Annotated in this window: 12 protein-coding genes, 1 pseudogene and 1 other annotated feature; of the genes and pseudogenes, 3 read left to right on the top strand and 10 right to left on the bottom strand. The window is 67.1% G+C overall.

The features are described from left to right. Positions 1-204 precede the first annotated feature (204 nt). Both GWK18_RS11560 and GWK18_RS11555 read right to left on the bottom strand, forming a co-directional pair. Positions 205-1,506: an Nramp family divalent metal transporter gene (locus GWK18_RS11560; RefSeq protein WP_166835385.1), complete on the bottom strand. Its 1,302-nt coding sequence runs from the start codon at positions 1,504-1,506 to the stop codon at positions 205-207. 73 nt (positions 1,507-1,579) lie between these two features. Next, entirely contained in the window at positions 1,580-2,383 is an 804-nt protein-coding gene (locus tag GWK18_RS11555) for a PIG-L family deacetylase (RefSeq protein WP_166835383.1), read from the bottom strand. A gap of 111 nt (positions 2,384-2,494) precedes the next feature. Here GWK18_RS11555 and GWK18_RS11550 point away from each other — a divergent pair, with 111 nt between their 5' ends. Further along, the gene (locus tag GWK18_RS11550) at positions 2,495-3,763 is read left to right on the top strand and encodes an MFS transporter (protein ID WP_348535940.1); all 1,269 of its coding nucleotides are present in this window, start codon (positions 2,495-2,497) and stop codon (positions 3,761-3,763) included. 137 nt (positions 3,764-3,900) lie between these two features. Here GWK18_RS11550 and GWK18_RS11545 read toward each other — a convergent pair whose 3' ends face one another. From GWK18_RS11545 to GWK18_RS11520, 6 genes are all read right to left on the bottom strand, one after another. After that, positions 3,901-5,793 (bottom strand): PTS transporter subunit EIIB, encoded by a 1,893-nt coding sequence (locus GWK18_RS11545; RefSeq protein ID WP_166835379.1) that lies wholly within the window; start codon positions 5,791-5,793, stop codon positions 3,901-3,903. A 60-nt stretch (positions 5,794-5,853) separates the two neighbouring features. Then, entirely contained in the window at positions 5,854-8,520 is a 2,667-nt protein-coding gene (gene ptsP, locus GWK18_RS11540) for a phosphoenolpyruvate--protein phosphotransferase (protein WP_166835377.1), read from the bottom strand. A 397-nt stretch (positions 8,521-8,917) separates the two neighbouring features. After that, positions 8,918-10,342 carry a dihydrolipoyl dehydrogenase gene (lpdA, locus tag GWK18_RS11535; protein ID WP_166835375.1) on the bottom strand — a complete coding sequence of 475 codons (1,425 nt, stop codon included), beginning with the start codon at positions 10,340-10,342 and terminating at the stop codon, positions 8,918-8,920. Between the two features lie 11 nt (positions 10,343-10,353). Then, the gene (locus GWK18_RS11530) at positions 10,354-12,012 is read right to left on the bottom strand and encodes a 2-oxo acid dehydrogenase subunit E2 (protein WP_123825792.1); all 1,659 of its coding nucleotides are present in this window, start codon (positions 12,010-12,012) and stop codon (positions 10,354-10,356) included. A gap of 1 nt (position 12,013) precedes the next feature. Continuing rightward, positions 12,014-13,030, bottom strand: coding sequence for an alpha-ketoacid dehydrogenase subunit beta (locus GWK18_RS11525; protein WP_123825790.1), 1,017 nt, complete (start codon positions 13,028-13,030; stop codon positions 12,014-12,016). A gap of 36 nt (positions 13,031-13,066) precedes the next feature. Beyond that, positions 13,067-14,023, bottom strand: coding sequence for a thiamine pyrophosphate-dependent dehydrogenase E1 component subunit alpha (locus GWK18_RS11520; protein WP_280720467.1), 957 nt, complete (start codon positions 14,021-14,023; stop codon positions 13,067-13,069). Between the two features lie 254 nt (positions 14,024-14,277). Between GWK18_RS11520 and GWK18_RS11515 the strand changes: the two genes are divergently transcribed. Further along, a complete protein-coding gene (locus tag GWK18_RS11515) occupies positions 14,278-15,492 on the top strand; it encodes a GAF domain-containing protein (protein WP_166835373.1) in 1,215 nt (404 codons plus the stop codon). Between the two features lie 672 nt (positions 15,493-16,164). Here the strand turns inward: GWK18_RS11515 and GWK18_RS11510 are convergent. Further along, positions 16,165-17,004, bottom strand: coding sequence for an alpha/beta hydrolase (locus GWK18_RS11510; RefSeq protein WP_123825786.1), 840 nt, complete (start codon positions 17,002-17,004; stop codon positions 16,165-16,167). Positions 17,005-17,121: 117 nt separating this feature from the next. On the opposite strand from GWK18_RS11510, the pseudogene GWK18_RS13225 reads away from it, so the two are divergent. Then, positions 17,122-17,633 (top strand): annotated as a pseudogene (locus GWK18_RS13225) (transposase); the annotation flags it as partial. Between the two features lie 89 nt (positions 17,634-17,722). Here the strand turns inward: GWK18_RS13225 and GWK18_RS11500 are convergent. Beyond that, entirely contained in the window at positions 17,723-18,649 is a 927-nt protein-coding gene (locus tag GWK18_RS11500) for an IS3 family transposase (RefSeq protein WP_348535939.1), read from the bottom strand. After that, positions 18,563-18,691 (bottom strand) — a sequence feature (AL1L pseudoknot). (Overlaps the previous gene by 87 nt.) Positions 18,692-18,833: the final 142 nt, after the last annotated feature.

Below are 18,833 nucleotides of genomic sequence, written 5' to 3'. Positions count from 1 at the left end.
GGGGGCACGAACACCACCCGGCCCGGTCCTTCCGGTGGTGATCGGCCGCCACCCCGGCGCCCCCCCCCCTTTGGGGGGGGGGCGGGCCCGCTTCGTATGTCCGGGCCTACATTCCCGCGCCGAGTTCGGGGTTGTTCCGCCTATTCGGCCCTATAGGCGGAACAACCCCGAAGTCGGCGGGAGGAGGCGGCGGAAGAGGGCCGGTCAGCCGCCTGCGGCCAGAACGTCCTGAATGGTGTCCCAGGTCTGGTAGACGCCCAGGATGATGAACAGGATCGCGCAGAAGGCCAGCACCAGGTTGGTGAACCAGCCGTTGCGCCACTGCCGCGGCACACGGTCCGTGTTCAACAGTCCCAACAGGGTCACCGCCAAGAACGGCATGAACAGAGCACCCAGAACTCCGTAGAGCAAGATCAAGAAGATCGGCCGCTCCAGAAGCAGCAGGAGCATGGGTGGGAACGTCAACCAGAGCAGGTAGAACTTGGTGTACTTCCCGCCGGGGCGGGTGTCCGGGTGCCCGGCGGGCTTGTTGCGCATGTTGCCCCAGAAGTCAGCGAACATGAGGGACACCCCTGACCAAACGCCTACCACGGAGGAGAAGGACGCCGCCCAGAAGCCGACCAGGAACATGACACCGATGAAATCGCCGTACCGATCACGCAGGACCTCGTCCAGATCGAGCAGGCCGCTGTCGCTGGCCGAAACCGTCAGTCCGGCCGTGTAGAGCACCTCCGCGCCCACCACCAGCATGGCCAGAACAAATATGCCGGTGACGACATATGCCGTGGTGTTGTCCAGCTGCATGACCCGCATCCAGCGCGGAGTGGCCCAGCCCTTCTCCCGCAACCAGTACCCGTAGGCGGCCAGCGTGATGGTGCCGCCGATACCTCCGGCCAGCGCCAGTGTGTAGACCAGCCCACCTTCCGGAATGACCGGGACCAGCCCGGTGATCATGTTCGGAATGTTGGGCAATGCCAGGATCGCGAGCCCCACGACCACGACGAACATGATTCCCACCAGCGCGGCGGTGACCTTCTCGACCGCGGCATACCGTCCGAACCACACGAGCGCCAGGCCGATCAGCCCGGACAGGATCGCCCATACCCACAGGGGCAGCCACGGGAACAGCGCCGCGAGCGGCAGAGCGGAGGAGGACATCGCCGTCGCGCCGTACACGAACCCCCAGATCATGATGTAGGGGCCGAAGTACCACGTGGTCCACCGTCCCAGTGAGCGCCAGCCCTCGAAGATGGTGCGCCCGGTGGACAGCGAGTACCGCCCGGCACCTTCGACCAGAACGATCTTCATGATCGTTCCCACGATCACGGCCCACAGCAGGGCGTACCCGTAGCGTGAGCCCGCAGCCAGCGTGGCCACCAGGTCCGCAGCGCCGACGCCGGTCGCAGCCACGACCAGGCCCGGACCCACGATCTTCCATCCACGCAACCGCTCCTGCGGTTCGTTGGGATCAATGCCCGGTAGCGGCCCCAGAACGTCTTTGTTCATGAACTTGCCCCTTCACCTCGGTGTTCAGGTGGATGTGGTGTCAGGGCAGTTAAACACGGCCGTCAGGCTCAGCTCAGAAGGGCCACTCCCGCAACATTCCGTCCGGACGTCCCGCCTCCCGGTAGTGCTCGGTGCCGAACGCAGCCTCGAACTGGTCCTGCGGCAAGGACAGCAAGTTCTGCACGTCCTCCTGAGACGAGTGACAGCCCAGGGCGCGGCGTTTGACGGCCAGCAACTCGCCGTCCAACTCAACCGCCCAATGCAACTCTGATTCCGGGAGACCGAGCCCGTTGCCGTCGTCGCCGGGGTGTTCGGGGTCGAAGAGGGTCTCCGGGTCCGCACCGGCGGCCACCGCGGCCTCGAAACGTCGACGCATCTCGTCCCGATTCATGCTGGTCTCCAGCAGGCGCGGCCGCGTGGCGGCCAACTCGGCGGCTCTGTGGGCCACGGCGTGTACTTTCACATGATCGGGGTGGCCGTAATTCCCGTGCCAGTCGTACCCGACCAGCACGTCGGCTGCCTCCTGGTCCAGGATCGCGGCCACCTTGGCGGCGGCCTCGTCCACGTCGGCCCCCATGAAGGAGCCGTTGGCGGAGTTCTGCTCCCACCCGGTCATGCCGGAATCCGTGTACCCGAGCCATTCGACGCGGTGGATCCCGATCTCCCGCGCGGCCGCAGCAGCCTCCAGTCGCCGGTGCTCAACCACACCCAGCACCGGTTCACCGTTCTTCGGCGCGGGTGGCGGGGTGCCGTGGTCGCCGTTGGTGGCGATGATTTCGACGACGCGGTGACCCTCGGCAACGGCCTTGGCCATGGTGCCCGAGGTTGCCGAGGACTCGTCGTCGGGATGGGCGTGCAGGAATACGAGGACGGGCATGTTCGGAACAACCACCCGCGCCCGTGTGTTCTTCCGCTGGCCCGGCGTGACGTCCACTGCAGTTCACGTCCGGGCACGCACCCGACCGATCGACCAGTGATGGGATGTTCCGTGGCCCGCACCGCCTCCCCCTCACCGCCCAGTGCCCGCACCACCTACGACGGCGCACACCCCGGTGGAAACCAGACCGCCCGGGCGGTCATTGCGATCATCGCCCTGTCGGTCGGTGGATTCGCGATCGGCACCACCGAGTTCATGACCATGGGCGTCCTCCCGCAGATCGCGGAGTCCCTGGGCGTGCCCGAACCCCAGGCGGCGCACGCGATTTCCGCTTATGCGCTGGGCGTGGTGGTCGGCGTCCCCGTGCTGTCGATTTTCGGTGCGCGCCTGCCACGCAAGGGGCTGCTGTTGTCCCTCATGGCGGTGTACGCCGTCTTCAACATCCTGAGCGGCCTGGCCACCAATTACGCATTCTTCACGCTGGCCCGGTTCTTCAACGGTATGCCGCACGGGGCATATTTCGGGGTGGCGTCCCTAGTCGCAGCCGGTTTGGTGGCCCCGCAGTACCGTGGGCGCGCGGTGGCTGGCGTGATGATCGGACTGTCCGTGGCCAACATCGTGGGCGTGCCCACCGCCACCTGGATGGGCCAGACCTTCGGATGGCGGTCCACCTACGTCCTGGCGGCCGCGATCTCCGTACTGACGGTGGTCCTGGTCATGATCTTCGTCCCGGCCACCCCCGCCGACCGTGACGCCAAGGGACTCTCCGAGGCCCGGGACTTCTTCCGCCGCAGCCAGGTCTGGCTGACCATGGCCGCGGGCGCTGTGGGATTCGGCGGTCTGTTCGCGATCTACTCCTACATCGCCACCACGGTCACCGACGTCGGAGGGCTGTCCGCCTCCAGCGTCCCCCTGTTCCTGTTGGCCTTCGGTCTGGGCATGACGGTGGGGACCTGGCTGGCCGGTGAACTGGCCCGGTGGTCGATCGCCAAGTCCCTGCTGCTCGGCTCGGCGGGCTCCGCCGTCGCCATGCTCCTGTTCTGGCTGGTCATCCCCCGCGGGTGGTGGGCGCTGCCGGTGCTGTTCCTGATCACCGCCATCGGGTCGATCCTGGTGACCAACCTCCAGCTGCGCCTCATGGACGTGGCCGGGGACGCCGTCACGCTGGGCGCGGCCATGAACCATGCATCGCTGAACGTGGCCAACGCCCTGGGTGCTTGGCTCGGCGGGTTGGTCCTCACCGCTGGGCTCGGCTACCGCACGCCGTCGTTGGTGGGTGCCGCCATGGCTCTGGCCGGCGCCGGAATTCTGCTGTTCGCGTTCCGACTCGAACGCTCCCGCCCGACCAACACCGACGACGTCGTCGCGGCCCGTACCTGAGGCACCCCCCGTCGCAGCCGCACACGGCATACGAACAAGACAGCCGTACAAGGACGGGCGGCACGAAAGAGGGCCGGTGACCACGTCGGAACGTGGTCACCGGCCCTCGTACGTCAGGTGGTCAAGCCGCCAGGTTGTCAGCCCACGGGCTGCTTGCCGAGCTTGGCGCCCATCGCCGTGGCGTACTGGTTGGCGTTCGAGCCGACCACCAGGTGCCACAGGTCCGGGGAGACCTGAACGGCTCCGGGCAGACCCGCGGCGTTCAGGGCCGCCTCGTCGACCTTGGTGGAGTCCTTGACCTGGACCCGCAGCCGGGTTTCGGCGGCGGCGTCTGCCTGGGAGACGTTCTCCGGACCGCCCAGAGCGGCCAGCCACTGGCTCGCCTTGGCCTGGTCCTCGTCGGAGACGACGTCCTTGGGATCCGCGGCACCGGTTCCGTTCGAGCCGGCCCCGGCGTCGGTGGAGCGGGTAGCGGCGACGCCCGCGGCGGTCGAACCACCCGCAGCGGCACCACCGGCAGCCGCGGCACCGGAGGTGTCGCCACCTTCGAGTGCGGCCTTGGCGGCCTTGGACTCGGCGCGCTGTTCCGGGGTGCGGTAGTCCAGGAAGATCACCAGGAGCATGGCCACCAGGAACGCGGCACCGATGGACAGGGTGTACAGGCCGATGCGGTCGAAGGCCGGGATGGTCAGCAGGGAGGTGAACACGAACGCGTTGGTGTGCACCTGACCGCCGCCGAAGCCCTGGACCAGGCCACCCACGGCACAGCCCACCAGCATGAGCGGGTAGATGCGCTTGAAGCGCAGGTGGATGCCGTACAGGGACGGTTCGGAGATACCACCCAGCAGACCGGCCGCGAGCGCACCCGTCGCCGTCTGGCGCATCTGCACTTCCTTGTCCTTGATGGCCAGGAAGAGAACGCCGGCGGTGGCGCCGAAGCAGGCGAAGTTCCACGCGCCCATGGGGCCCTGGATGTAGTCGAAGCCCAGGGTCTGGATGTTCAGCAGCATGATCGCGTTGATCGGCCAGTGCAGACCCAGCGGCACCATGAACGGGTAGGCCAGCGGGATGATGATCGCGAAGATGAACGGCGAGAACGCGTTCACGGACTGCAGCACGTTGGCCAGACCGGCACCTGCGAACACGCCGATGGGGCCGATCAGGAACGCGGTCAGTGGCAGCATGATCAGCATCGACAGGAAGGGCACGAAGATCAACTGCACGTTGGCCGGGATGATCTTCTTCAAGCCCTTGCTCAACGGCCCGAGCACCGCAGCCATGAGCAGCGGCGGGAACACCTGGGAGCCGTAGTTGAAGATGGTCAGCGGGATGCCGAACACGTCGACCAGCGTCACGTCACTGCCTGCGACGTTGGCCTGGTACGCAGCGGGGGACTCCCCCAGGGCGGCGAAGCCCGGCAGCATCACCAGGGCCATGACGGCGAAGCCGACCCACGGGTCAGCGCCCAACTTCTTGGTTGCGTTGTAGGCGACCATCAGGGGCAGGAAGACGAACACCGACTGCCACATGAAGTTCACGAACTGCCAGGACGGGTCCAGGTCGGTTCGCGGGTCGGCCCAGTTGCCGATCACGCCCAGGGTGCCCATGAGCGCCATGAAGGTGATGAACAGGGAGGCACCCAGCAGGGCACCCAGGATCGGGCGGAAGGAGTCGGAGAGGAACTCGAAGAAGTTGTCCAACCAGGAGAACTTGCCGCGCGGGCCCTTGGCACGGGCGGCAGCCTTCACGTCGTCGGCGGATTCTCCGCCGCCACCGCCGCGGTTGGCCATCGCAGGCAGGGCGTTGATCTCGTTGTACACGGACTGCACGGCGCCACCGATGATCACCTGGTAGCGCTCACCGGCCTGGGGCACGGAGCCCATGACGCCGTCGATGGAGTCCACGGTCTTGGCATCGACCACGCTCGCGTCGTTGAGCTGGAAACGCAGACGCGTGGCGCAGTGCGTCAGGCTCGAGATGTTGTCCGGACCGCCGACGGCGTCGACGATCTGCTGTGCTGAATTACTCATGGGGAGGGATCCTTGTCAGTTTTCGCTCTGGGGTTTTGTCACCGGTTGGCGGCCGGTGATTCAGTCCTGGTCCATGGGGACCAGTGAGCGAACCTCTTCGGGGGTCGAGCAGGTGACGGCCTGGGCCGCCAATTCCTTGCACTGCTCGAGTGAGTACTCCCGGACCTTCGCTTTCACGGAGGGGATCGCCGGGATGGAGGCGCTGAGCTCGTCGACACCGAGCCCAACGAGAATCGGGACGGCCTGGGGATCGGAGGCCACGCCACCGCAGACGCCGAGCCACTTGCCCTGGGCGTGCAGCGCGGCGGCGGCCTGCCCGATCAGGGTCAGGACGGCGGGGTTGCAGGGGTCCACTTGCGCGGCCAGCTTGGGGTGGCCGCGGTCCATCGCCAGCGTGTAGCTGGTGAGGTCGTTGGTGCCCACGCTGAAGAAGTCACAGCCTTCCTCGGCGGCGAACTGCTGGGCCATCACGGCCACGGAGGGGACCTCCATCATGATGCCGCAGGAGACCTTGGTGGTGATGCCGGAGGCGGCCTTCTCCTCGTCGAAGATGGCCTTGGCGGCACGCCAGTCCGCGATCGTGGCGATCATGGGGAACATGACGTGCAGTTCGGCACCGGCGCCAGCAGCGGCGAAGATCGCGCGCAGCTGGGTGCGCAGAACCTCAGGCTGCTCAAGGCCCACACGCACACCGCGCAGACCCAGGAACGGGTTCTCCTCCTTGGGGATCGGGAGGTAGCTCAAGGGCTTGTCGCCGCCGACGTCGAGCGTGCGCAGGACCAGGGGCTGACCCGGCTTGAGGGCCCGCGAGCACTCCGCGTACACGTCGGCCTGTTCCTGCTCCGTGGGCGCGGTCGGGCGCTCCATGAACACGAACTCGGAGCGCAGCAGACCCACACCCTCGGCGCCGTGCTGCATGGCCTCCCGTGCGTCGTCGGCACCGCCGATGTTGGCGACGACGGCGACCCGGTGGCCGTCCGTGGTCACGGCGGGTTCGTCCTTGGCTGCGTCCTCGACGGCCTTGCGCTCGGCCATGCGCTGCTGCCGCGCCTCGATCCCTGAGATCTGCTCATCGGAGAGGTTCAGCTGCAGCTTGCCGGCCGTGCCGTCGAGCACCACGCGGGAGCCCTCCGGGATGTCCAGCGCGCGGGCCTCAATGCCGGCCACGGCGGGGATGTCCATGGAGCGGGCGATGATCGCCACGTGGGAGGAGGCGCCACCCTGCGTGGTCGCAAAGCCCACGACCTTGGAGCGGTCCAGCTGTGCCGTGTCGGACGGGGTCAGGTCCTCGGCCACCAGGATGGTGCCCTCGGCCAGTTCGGCCTGCTCACGGTGCTGCCCGGTCAGGGTCTCGAGCACGCGCTGACCGACGTCGCGCATGTCCGCCGCACGCCCTGCCAGCACCTCGTTCTGCAGGCCTTCCAGCTGGGTGGCGAAACCCGTGTAGGACTCCCGCCAGGCGAAGGCCGCCGACTTGCCCTGGTCGATCCCGGTCTGGGCCTGGTTGACCAGTTCGGGGTCACGCAGGATCTCCTGGTGCGCGCCGAAGATCTCGGCCTTGTCCTCGGAGCCTTCGTTCACCAGGCGCTGCTGGAGTTCGCCGAGTTCGTTGATTGAGGTCTGGATCGCCGCGTCGAGCTTGGCGCGCTCCTGGCCGGGGTCCTCCCCGGTCTCCTGGACCTGGATCTCCGTCTGACGCATCTGCACCACACGGCCGATGCCCAGACCCGGCGAGGCGGTCACGCCGAGCAGGACGTTCGGGTCGCCCGAGCGGGGCTCATCCGTGACGTGCACCGGCTCGGCCTGCGAGGGCTCTTCGACGGCGGGGGTGGCCAGGGTGTCCGCAGTGCCGGACGGCAGCGTTCCGACGTCTTCGCCCAGACCACCGTTGATGGCCTCGGTCAGAGCGGTCACGGCCTGCTGGGCATCCGGACCGGTGGCGGTGATGGTCATCTTGTCGCCGAAGGCGAGGGCCATGGCCAGGATGGAGACGATGCTCTTGGCGCTGCCGGACTCGTCGTCCTTGTCCAACTGGATGTCGGACTCGAAGTCCTTGGCCACGTTGACCAGGTTGGCCGCGGGGCGCGCGTGCATGCCCGTGGGGTTGGGGATGATGACTTCGGCGATCGTGGTGTCCGACCCACCGGCGGAAGCGGCTCCAGCGGCCGCACCAGCAGCTACGCCTGCCCCGGCACCCGCCGCGACCCCGGCGGCGGTGGAACCCGCGGCGCCGTCGTTGGTGGATTCGCCCGCCAGGACGACCTCGGCGGCCACGTCCTGGCCGGCCTTGACCAGCCCGGACTTGGGCGACAGGGAGTCCACCCGATCAGAGTTGGCGATCACGATCTGGGTCAGGAGGCTCTTGGCGCGGGTGGCCAGGAAGTCCAGTTCGAAGTCGATGAGCGGTTGGCCCACGGTCACACGCTGGCCCTGTTCGACCAGCGGGGTGAAGCCCTGCCCCTGGAGGGCCACGGTGTCCAGGCCGATGTGCATGAGCACGTCCAGGCCGTCTTCCGAGCGGACGGTCACGGCGTGGCCGGACTGCTGGACGTCCACCACCTCACCGGCAACCGGGGCCACGAGCTGACCGGCCAGGGGGTCGATGGAAAACCCCTCACCCATCATCTTCTGCGCGAACACGGGGTCCGGCACCTCTTCGATCGGTACCAGGACACCGGTCAGAGGAGCGATGAAATCGATCCTGGTGGCCGTCGTCGGGTCACTCATTGCGTCCCTCTTCTCTCCGTTGATCAGGGGCGGGCGCCACGCGGCGCAGTCATACGTTAGGCCTAAGTTCAGCGCAAGGCACACCCCACCGGACAACGAAGGTCACTCAGGACCGAGGCCCACCCGCAAGTTGGCCCCACCGGATCCGTACCGCACCGAGGACTTAGGCGCGATTGAACAGTAGACGTTCAGTCGCCTCAGATGGCGACGGTTGCCCGAGGTTTTCCGTGGGGCCTTGTGGCTACTTTTGGGATTCCAGTGTTTCTGCAGGTCAACTGGGTATGCAGACGTCAGGAAGTCGCCAGGTTTTTCCCGACGACGGCGCGTCCCGGACACACGGCGGCCCCGGAGCGGAACTCCGGGGCCGCCGTCGCCGGCTCTCGGGCACCGACCACCGTCACAGACTGTTGATCGGTCTCCCGAGGGCCTTGAGAACCGCCTCGTGCACGGCCTCCGATCGCGTGGGGTGCGGGATGACGGACCGCGCGAACTCCTCGGCGGTCATCCCGGCGGCGTGGGCCACGCTGAGCATCCCGATCAACTCCGTGACTCCGGCACCCACCAGGGTGGCACCCAGGATGTGACCGGTGTCCGTGTCGATCGTGACCTCGGCAAAGCCCACGGTCTCCCCCGCGCCCAGCGCCCGCCCGTTCTCGGACATGGGCACCCGGCCGGACTTGACGTTGAGGCCCTTGGCCCGGGCTGCGGCGGCGGTGATGCCGATGCTGGCCACCTCCGGGGAGGTGTACGTGCACTTGGGCACCCAGTCCCGCCAGTCCTCCGGTTCGGGAACCCGGCGGACGCCCGCGAGCGCGTCGATGCACCGAACGGCTTCCGTGGTGGCCTTGTGGGCCAGACACGGTCCACCGGCCACGTCACCGATCGCGTAGAGACCCCACACTCCTGTGCGACCGACGTCGTCGGTGATCACGGAGCCGTCCGGGCGCAGGATGTCGTACCCGTCCAGCCCCAGGTCGGCGGTGTTCGCCTTGACGCCTACCGCCAGCAGCACGGCATCGGAGGTGGTCTCCTGGGCGGCTCCGTTGGAGTCCTCCCAGGTGGTCACCATCGACCCCGGCCCTTCACCGGTGCGGGTCACGGAGGTGATCTTCACCCCGGTTGCCGTGGTGATGCCCTGCTTGCCGAGCTCGCTCGCCAGGACCTGGGACACCGACGGCGCCTCCGCCGGAAGCAACCGGTCGGCCGCCTCCAGAAGCGTCACCTGCGATCCCAACGCCGAGTAGACGGAGGCGAATTCGGACCCGATGGCACCCGAACCGATGACCAGAAGGGACTCCGGCAACGTCTCCGGTGCCAGCGCCTCACGGTAGGACCAGACACCGGGATCGGACAGGTCGATCCCAGGCAGCGAGCGCGGCGCGGCACCGGTGGCCAGCACGACGTGGTCGGCCGACAACCGGGTCACCCCGCCGTCGTCGTCCGTGACATCGACCTCGCCCTTGTCCACCAACCGGGCCGAACCGCGGAACACCGCCACACCGTTGCCGGCCAGCAGCGCACCCACACCGCCGGCCAGTTGTCCGGCCACGGACCGCGACGCCGCAACCGCCCCGGCCAGGTCGATCTCCGGGGCGGGGTACTGCACGCCGAAGTTCGCACTGTGCCGGGAGGTCCGGGCCAACTCGGCCGCGTGCAACAGGCTCTTGGTGGGGATACAGCCCCAGTTGAGGCAGATCCCTCCCAAGTCACCGCGCTCCACCACGGCCGTCTGCAATCCCGTTTGCGCCGCCCTGATCGCCGCGGGGTAACCACCGGGGCCCGCCCCGACGACCACGACGTCGAACTGTTTGGGTTCATTCATCGCGTCCCCCTTCAGGCGAAGATCAGGCTGGGGGATTCGAGGATGCGCTGCAGTTCCCGGCAGAACCGGGCTGCGGTGGCGCCGTCGACCACGCGGTGATCGGCCGAAAGGGTCAGCGGCAAGCGGGTGCGAGCCACGGGGGCGCCGTCGTCGTCCGGGACGAACTGACGCTGTCCCGCGCCGACCGCCAGGATGGCCACCTGGGGCGGATTGATGATCGCGTCGAAGTGCGAGACACCAAACATTCCCAGGTTGGAGACCGTGAACGTGCCGCCTTGGAACTCGTCCGGCCCCAGCGTTCCGGCCTTGGCACGGGTGGCCAGGTCCGTCATCTCGGCGGAGATGGCGGTGATCTTCTTCTGGTCCGCATTGCGAACGATCGGCGTGATCAGCCCCTCCCCCGTGGAAACGGCGACGGACAGGTCCACGTGCTCGAACTGCGTGACCACCTGGGCGGCGGGGTCGTACTGCGCGTTGACCTCCGGCACCCGCAACAACGCCTGGGCCGCGGCGCCGACCACCAGGTCGTTGACCGTCACCCGTGCGTCGTCCCGGCCGGCGTTGATCTGCTTGCGGATGCTCAGCAGCTCGTCGATGTCGGCGTGGGTGGTGACCCGGAAGTGCGGGGACTGCTGGTAGCTCTCCTGCAGCCGCCCGGCGATCACCTTGCGCATCTGGGTCAGGGGGATCTGCGTCCCCTTGTTCCCAGTGTTGTTCCCGGTGCCGCTTTCCGACGACGACGGCGCCGCGGCCGCCCGGGCAGGTTCCTGCGCCACGGGCTGTGCCGTCCCACCGGCCGAACCGGTGGTCCGAGCCAGATGGCCCAGAACGTCCTCGCGGGTGACCCGCCCACCCCTACCCGAGGGCCGGATCCCGTTCAGGTTGATCCCGTTCTCGGCCGCCAGGCGGCGCGCGATGGGCGTTGCCGCCACCGCGGAGTCGTCCCCCGTGACGGGCAGTCTGCCCACCTTCGGGCGGTCGTTGCCGAAGCTCACCTGGCCACCGGCGGCGGACACCGCCTCCTGGATGTCGCGGACGCTCACGCGCCCGCCACGACCCGTGGGGGTGATCTTGGACAGGGCGATCCCGTGTTCCTGTGCGAGCTTCAGGGCGTGCGGCGTCGCGGGGATCTCCCCGTCATCGCTGCCGCGCAGTTGCTCGGGGATCCGGTCGGCGCCCGTGTCCTCCGCCGGAGCGGGCACCGTGGGTGAGGTGGCTGCCGCCGTCGCTGCCGGTGCTGGGGTGCGGGACGTGGCGCTGTCGCCTTGCGGGGCGGCCGTGTTCGCCGGGGTCTCTGTTGCACCCAGGGGCTCGCCTTCGCTGTCCGTCGCGGCACCGACGGCGGCTCCTCCGCCGCTGCCACTGCCACCACCGGCCGCCGCACCGTGACCGGTGACGAAGTCGTCGATCTCGGCGTCGGACACGTCCGCGTCGGCGATGACCCCGATCAGGGTGCCCACCACGTAGGTCTCCCCCAGCTGGCCCAACTGCCGTCGCATCACGCCGGCACCCTGCGCCTCGATCTCACCGGCCAGCTTGGAGGACTCCACGGAGACCACCGGTTGTCCGGCGGTCACCTCCGCGCCGTCGCCCACCAGCCATTCGGTGACCACACCCTCGTCCATGGTCATTCCCCATTTGGGGATCTCTAGTCCGTAGATCGGTGCCATCTCAAGCCTCCACAACCGCGCGGATGGCCGCCTCGATCTTCTCCGGGCCGGGGATCCACGCCTGCTCGAGCGGGGTGGAGAACGGGACCGGGGTGTGCGGCGGGATGACCATCTGGATCGGCGCCTTGAGGGTGTCGAAGCCCTTGGAGGCCACCAGGGCGGCGACGTCGTGGGCGAAACCGCAGCGCGCCGCGGACTCGTCCACGATGACCAGGCGGCCGGTGGAGGCCACGGACTCCAGAATCCCGTCCTCGTCCAACGGGGAGGTGGTGCGGGGATCCACGACCTCGACCGAGATCCCTTCGGCGGCCAGCTTGTCCGCAACCTGGATCGAGTCGACGGCGGCCTTGGCCAGCGCCACCACGGTCACGTCCGTGCCCTCACGCGGGTAGGCGGCAACGCCCAGCGGGATCGCGTAGGCGGACTCCGGGACGTCCACTTTGACGTCGTAGAGAGTCTTGTGTTCGCAGAACAGGACGGGGTCGTCGTCGCGAATGGACTGCAGCAGCAGGCCGCGCGCGTCGTAGGCGTTGGAGGGGACGACCACCTTGATGCCGGCGGTCGAGGTGAAGATGTTGTACGGGGAGTTGGAGTGCTGCCCCGCCGCCCCCACACCGGCGCCGATGATGCCGCGGACCACCAACGGGGTCCGTGCCTTGCCGCCGAACATGTAGCGGAACTTCGCGGCCTGGTTGTAGATCATGTCGTAGGCCACGCCGAAGAAGTCCATGAACATCAACTCGGCCACGGGCCGCAGACCGGTCACGGCAGCGCCGGCTGCCATGCCGACGATCGCCGACTCCGTGATGGGGGTGTCGATGACGCGGTCGTCACCGAACTCGGTCCACAGTCCCTGGGTGACTCCGAAGACGCCGCCGAAGGCCTCGATCGATTTGTCCGGGTTGATTCCTCCCTTGCCACCGCGCAGGTCCTCACCGATGAGAACCACGTCGGGATCTTCGCGCATCGCATCGGCCATGGCCGCGCGGATGCCTTCGCGAAAACTCATTTTCGTCATGACGAATAGCTCCTGTCAGTACCGGTCGGGTACGAATCAGTACGAGACGTAGACGTCGGTGTCCACGTCGGAGGGGTCGGGCAGGGCGGCGGCGCGGGCCGTGGCGACGGCGGCGTCCACACGTTGTTCGCTTTCGGAATCGATCAGGGCCAGCTCGGCCGGGTCGAGGACGCCGTCCGTGCGGTCCCGGAAGATCGACAGCGGATCGGTCTTGGCCTTGAGCTCTTCGAGCTGTTCGGGGGTGCGGTAGAGCGCTTGGTCACCTTCGAAGTGGCCGTAGAAGCGGTTGCACTTGGCCTCGATGACGGAGGGGCCGCCGCCCGTGCGGGCTCGTTCGATGGCTTCTCCCGCGGCTTCGTGGACCGCGAAGAAGTCGGTGCCGTCCACGGTCACGGCCGGTAGTCCGAAGCCCTCGGCACGCTTGGCAATGCTTGGAGCACCGACGGCGAACTCTGCACCCGTGGCCTCGCCCATTCCGTTGTTCTCGAACACGAAGACCACGGGGAGGTTGAGCACCACCGCCATGTTCATCGCCTCGAGCACAAGGCCCTGGTTGGAGCCGCCGTCGCCCGTAAAGGACACGGCCACGTTGCCGTCGCCCTTGTACTTGGCGGTCAGCGCGGCGCCGATGGTGATGGGCGGGCCGCCACCCACGATGCCGTTGGCACCGAGCATGCCCGTGGCCAGGTCGGCAATGTGCATGGAGCCGCCCTTGCCGTGACACAGGCCTTCCTTGCGCCCGAAGATCTCGAGCATCATTCCCTCGATGTCACTGCCCTTGGCGATGCAGTGGCCGTGACCGCGGTGGGTGGAGGCGATCTTGTCCGCCGGGGTCAGGTGCTCGCACACGCCGACGGCGATGGCCTCCTCACCTGCGTACAGGTGGATGAACCCGGGGATGTCACCTCCGGTGTTCTCCTTGTGCAGCCGGTCCTCGAATGCCCGGATTTCGGACATCTTCCGGTAGGCATCCAGCAGCTGCTCTTTTGACAACTCTGACAACTCCATGTCCAGACCTCACTTCTTTGTGATGCACGGCCGCCCTCGGCATGGCGCTCGCGGCCGCGAGTCCCTGAACCATAGGGATGTGCCCCTGGACTCGCGCCGGAGAGGTGCGTATGACGCCCGTGCGGCCCGGCTCACAACGGCAGACGCCCGATTGCAACGGCATGCAACGTTCCCTGGCCTCCCACAGACCCCCGCCGATAAACTCAACGTGGCCCCCATCACATTTCCAGGAGGTCGCCATGGTGCAGCAGGCACGGCTGGAGCCCGCGTTCTTCTCCGACGTGGACCCCGTCGATTACGCGCACGTGCTGTCCGAGGTGCACCAGGCCCGCCTGGCCGGTCGGCCCCTGCCCGCCCGGCCGCGGCCGGTCATCGAACACTCCTGGAATCGCATGCAGCGCATCGGGGTTCCCGTGGAGCGTCAGGACCCCGACGTCGACGAGACCGCGGCCGCCGATGCCCGTGCCGCCATGGTCACCACCTACGGGACCACGGCGGGTGGACTCGAGAAGCTGGTCGGCTCGATCCTGGGCCCCACCCTGGCCGACTCCGGGCTGGTGGGGGTCTTTGCCACCGCCGATGCGCGGGTGACCAGGCGGTTCGGTGACTGGAACGTGTTGCAGGCCGCCGACGGCATCGGCTTTGTCCCCGGTGCCCGGTGGGGTGAGAACAGCGTGGGCACCAATGCCATCGACATGGCCACGCGTCTGGGCCGCCCCATCCAGGTCCACGGCCCCGAGCACTGGTGCCTGGACCAGCACCTGTGGTCCTGCGCTGCGGCTCCGCTGCACGATCCCGCGAGTGGGCAGACCATCGGGGTGCTGGACATCTCCGGGCCCTTGGACGAGGCGCATCCGGCGATCCTTGGCCTCATCAAGTCCGTGACTGCGCAGGTGGAGTTGTCCCTGCGCAACGCGCATCTGCGAGAGCTGGAGCGGTTGCGGACCCGGTCCTGGCATCTGGTGGCCGACCTGCAGGTTCCGTGGCTGCTGTGCGATCGCCACGGGTGGGTGCTGGGTGCCAGTCACGTGGTGCCGACGGAACGGATCTCGCTGGGCACGGACAAGGCGCCCTTGCGGAGTGGTCGTCAAGTGCTGCCCGGGGTGGGGTTGTGCGAGGTGGACAACCTGGGCGACGTCGTGCTGATCACCCAGGTCAGCCCCACCCACGCCGACCACGCCTATGTCCTGGACCCGGCCGCGTCCACCCTGGAGATCGAGCTCGGGGACCGTACGACGACGCACCACCTCAGCGGCCGCCACACGGCCATCATCCTGACGCTAGCCGGGGCGCACGGGGCCATGACGCCCACCGAACTGGCGATCGCCGCGTGGCCCAAGCCGGGCATTTCCGACGTCGCCGTGCGGGCGGAGGTCAGTCGACTGCGCAAGCGGTTCCCGAGTTTGGTGTCCGCGGCGCCGTACATGTTGCAGGCGGAGGTTCGGGTGCGGTGAGGGGGTGGGACACGGTTCAGCACATCACTGGCAACGTGCCCAATTGCAGCTCCGCTGAGAGGGCGGTGAAATGACCACCGGAACGAAAAATCAGAAGCAGACAAAATCAGACCTGGTACAGACGGGTAGATTTTTTGTCATCGTCGGGTTATTCGTTGCCCTGGCTCTGTTCCTCCTGGATCCCCGCGCCACAGACACGAGTCCGGGAGCCGTTCTCATTGGGCTCGGGGTCGTGCTGGCCATCATTGGTTGGATCCGGGGCGCATTGGTGAATAGAACAACGTTTACTCGCAACCTCGAATAAATAACGGTTGAATGTGAAGGAAGCGCCACCTCGCATGCAATGACCAACCTATACCGTCAGGTCATCAGATCATGTTGGGGATGACGTTGGCCTCGTTCAGCGTCAGGGTGCGGTCAATCGCGTGCAGCATGATCCCCAATACGAGATTGACCTGGCTGGCCTTTTTGCCGAGCCGGGAGCGCCCGGACCAGCGGTCGGGTTCGAAGCCCCATCCGCGCAGCAGAGTAGCTGCGCAACCACGCTCCAGGGATGGGCATCAACGACAGGCCCACAAGCACTTACCTCGTACGGGGCTGCTCACAGTGCTCACTCCAGGCCCGCGGCGTCGGCAGCAACGCACCAGCACCTCCGGCCCGAAATGGTCACGATCAAGTCGGGGATTCGAGAATCCTCAAGACCTCTGAACCCACCAGCTCAGGGTCAGTCAGTGGAATGAAGTGCTGAGAGTTATGGGCCTCTACGTGACGCCCACGTGGGTAGAGCCCCGCGGAACGCCGATGTGCTTCGATCAACTCCTGACGGCTCGACCCGCAACGTGTCTTCTTCGTGCCACTGATCACAGTGACCGGCACATCGATCACATCAGGATCGCACCTGAGCATTTTCAGACCGTTACGAATCTGGCGGTCCTCCGCGGCAGTGGCTCGCACTGCGGCGAGCGTCGTCGACTCCTCAACTGCGCCTCTGAGGTGCTTACGCAGGCCAACGCCCCTGATCACTGCATTGAGTACACACCGCAGAATCCCCATTCGTGCCAAGACCGGCATCACAGCAGACTGCACTGCTGTAATCACCGCGTTGCCCTTCGTGAAATAGACCGTGGCACCTTCGTCAGAGGGATCGACCAACACCACTCCGCGCACTATTTCCTTTGCAGGACCACTGGCCGCCCGTCGGACGATTGGTCCACCCCAGGAATGACCAACCAGGACCACTCGACTGCCCTGGTTACCGACGACGCATGACAGATCTGCAGCGAGCCTGTCCAACGTCGGATGCTGGTCATCCGGCGTGCTCTCGCCGATCCCGGCTCGGTTGTAGGCCACCGCTCTCACGCGAGCAGGAAGTTCCTGGGCGACCAGTCCCCAGGACCGTGCGCCGGCGCCCAACCCCGCCTCAAAGACGACCACTCCGTCACCGCTGCCCCACGTGAAGGTCTGAAGTTTGCGGCCATCCGACGTCTCTACCCAACTCACACTCGGGTTCATGCCAGCAGGCTATCCACGTCAGGAGACGGCACGGGCTCTGGTCCGTTGGGGCGTGAGGAACGAACTGGTGACAACTGATCGTTAGCGCTTAGGGGCGCTGGCGGGGAGGATGTCATCATGCCTGGTCCCTATCCCAGAGAGTTCCGCGAGGATGTTGTCGCGGTCGCTCGGCGTCGTGAGAGCGGCGTCACCATCAAACAGATCGCCACGGATTTCGGTATCAGTGAAGCGACGTTGCAGAACTGGCTCCGTCAGGCCGACGTCGAGGACGGCAACCGCCCAGGTCAGACTGCGGCGGACGCGGCGGAAGCTCGTGAGTTGAAGAAGCGGATCCGCCTGCTTGAGCAGGAGAACGAGGTGCTCAGGAGGGCTGCGGCGTATCTGTCGCAGGCGAATCTGCGCCTTGGTGGTTCCCCACAATGACATACCCGCTCGTTGCTGAGCTCGCCGGATCGGGGATTCCCGTGACGGTGTCGTGCCGGGTTCTCAAGCTCGCCAGACAGCCCTACTACCGGTGGCGCAACGCTCCCGTCCGAGACGCGGACCTCCTCCGTGCGCACCGCATCAACGCACTGCGGGATGCCCACGATGACGACCCGACGTTCGGATACCGATACCTGGCAGACGAGGCTCGGCGGGCCGGGTGGCGGATGAGTCGGCGGACGGCGTGGAAGCCGTGCTCGCAGGCCGGGATCCTCTCTGAAACGCCCCGGGTTTGTTAGAGGCTCGCAAGTGCCGCGTCGGCGGGTGCCGGTGCGGGGTGGTTGTGATGGTAGGTGTCCTCGAGCTCGACGGGCGGGATCATGCCGATCTCGCCGTGAAGTCGCCGGTGATTGAACCAGTCGATGTATTCCGCGGTCGCGATCTCGAGGTCGTCGATGTTCTTCCAGGGCCCGCGGTTGCGGACCAGTTCAGCCTTGAACAGCGAGTTGAAGGCCTCGGCCAGGGCATTGTCATACGAGTCGCCGGTGGAGCCGACCGAGGCGGCCGCGCCGGCCTCAGCAAGACGCTCGGTGTAGCGGATGGCGACGTACTGAACGCCCTTATCGCTGTGGTGCGTGAGCCCGGAGACGGCCTGGCCTGCGTGATCGCGGGTCCAGATGCCCATCTCGAGCGCGTCCAACGCGAGGTCCGTCCGCAGCGACTTCGACAGCTGCCAGCCGACCACGCGGCGGGAGAACACATCGATGACGAACGCGGCATACACCCAGCCGGCGAAGGTGCGGCAGTAGGTGATGTCCGCGACCCACAACTGGTTCGGAGCGGTCGCGGTGAAGTCACGTTCGACCAGGTCAGGACGATTATCCGGGCCACGACCGGAGATCGTGGTGCGCGGGCCCTTGGCCCGGCTGACCCCTCGCAACCCCGCGCCGCGCATGAGCCGCTCGACCGTGCAACGCGCGATGACGACGCCCTCGCGGCGCAGCTGGGCGTGGACCTTCTTCGCCCCGTAGACGCCGAAGTTCGCCGCATGGACGCGGTGGATCTCGACCAGCAGTTCCTCGTCGCGTAGTGCTCGCTTCGAGGGTGGGCGGGTCTTGAACGCGTAGTACGTGCTCGGCGCGATCTGCGTGCCCGCTGCGGTCAGCGTTCGACAGATCGGCTCGACGCCGAACTCATGCCTGTACTGGTCGATGTACTCCACGATCAACGCTGTGGGCGGTCGAGCTCCGCCGCGAAAAAGCCGAGGCTGACCTCAGGATCGGCGGATTCAAGCGGTCAGCGCAACATCTCCTGTGAGATGGGACAGTCACTGACCACAGGAGGATCCGGATGCAGGGCAAGCACGGTCATCTCAGCCGGGAGCAGAAGCAGCTGGCGCTCAGGTT

This window comes from Kocuria sp. JC486 (assembly GCF_011602805.1).
Lineage (GTDB): Bacteria > Actinomycetota > Actinomycetes > Actinomycetales > Micrococcaceae > Kocuria > Kocuria soli.
This window is presented reverse-complemented; position numbering and strand designations above follow the sequence as displayed.

Coding starts and splice junctions, on each gene's coding strand:
- GWK18_RS11510 (WP_123825786.1), bottom strand. CDS start 17,004: ATGAACCCGAGTGTGAGTTGGGTAGAGACGTCGGATGGCCGCAAACTT.
- ptsP (WP_166835377.1), bottom strand. CDS start 8,520: ATGAGTGACCCGACGACGGCCACCAGGATCGATTTCATCGCTCCTCTG.
- GWK18_RS11515 (WP_166835373.1), top strand. CDS start 14,278: ATGGTGCAGCAGGCACGGCTGGAGCCCGCGTTCTTCTCCGACGTGGAC.
- GWK18_RS11545 (WP_166835379.1), bottom strand. CDS start 5,793: ATGAGTAATTCAGCACAGCAGATCGTCGACGCCGTCGGCGGTCCGGAC.
- lpdA (WP_166835375.1), bottom strand. CDS start 10,342: ATGAATGAACCCAAACAGTTCGACGTCGTGGTCGTCGGGGCGGGCCCC.
- GWK18_RS11530 (WP_123825792.1), bottom strand. CDS start 12,012: ATGGCACCGATCTACGGACTAGAGATCCCCAAATGGGGAATGACCATG.
- GWK18_RS11555 (WP_166835383.1), bottom strand. CDS start 2,383: ATGCCCGTCCTCGTATTCCTGCACGCCCATCCCGACGACGAGTCCTCG.
- GWK18_RS11560 (WP_166835385.1), bottom strand. CDS start 1,506: ATGAACAAAGACGTTCTGGGGCCGCTACCGGGCATTGATCCCAACGAA.
- GWK18_RS11525 (WP_123825790.1), bottom strand. CDS start 13,030: ATGACGAAAATGAGTTTTCGCGAAGGCATCCGCGCGGCCATGGCCGAT.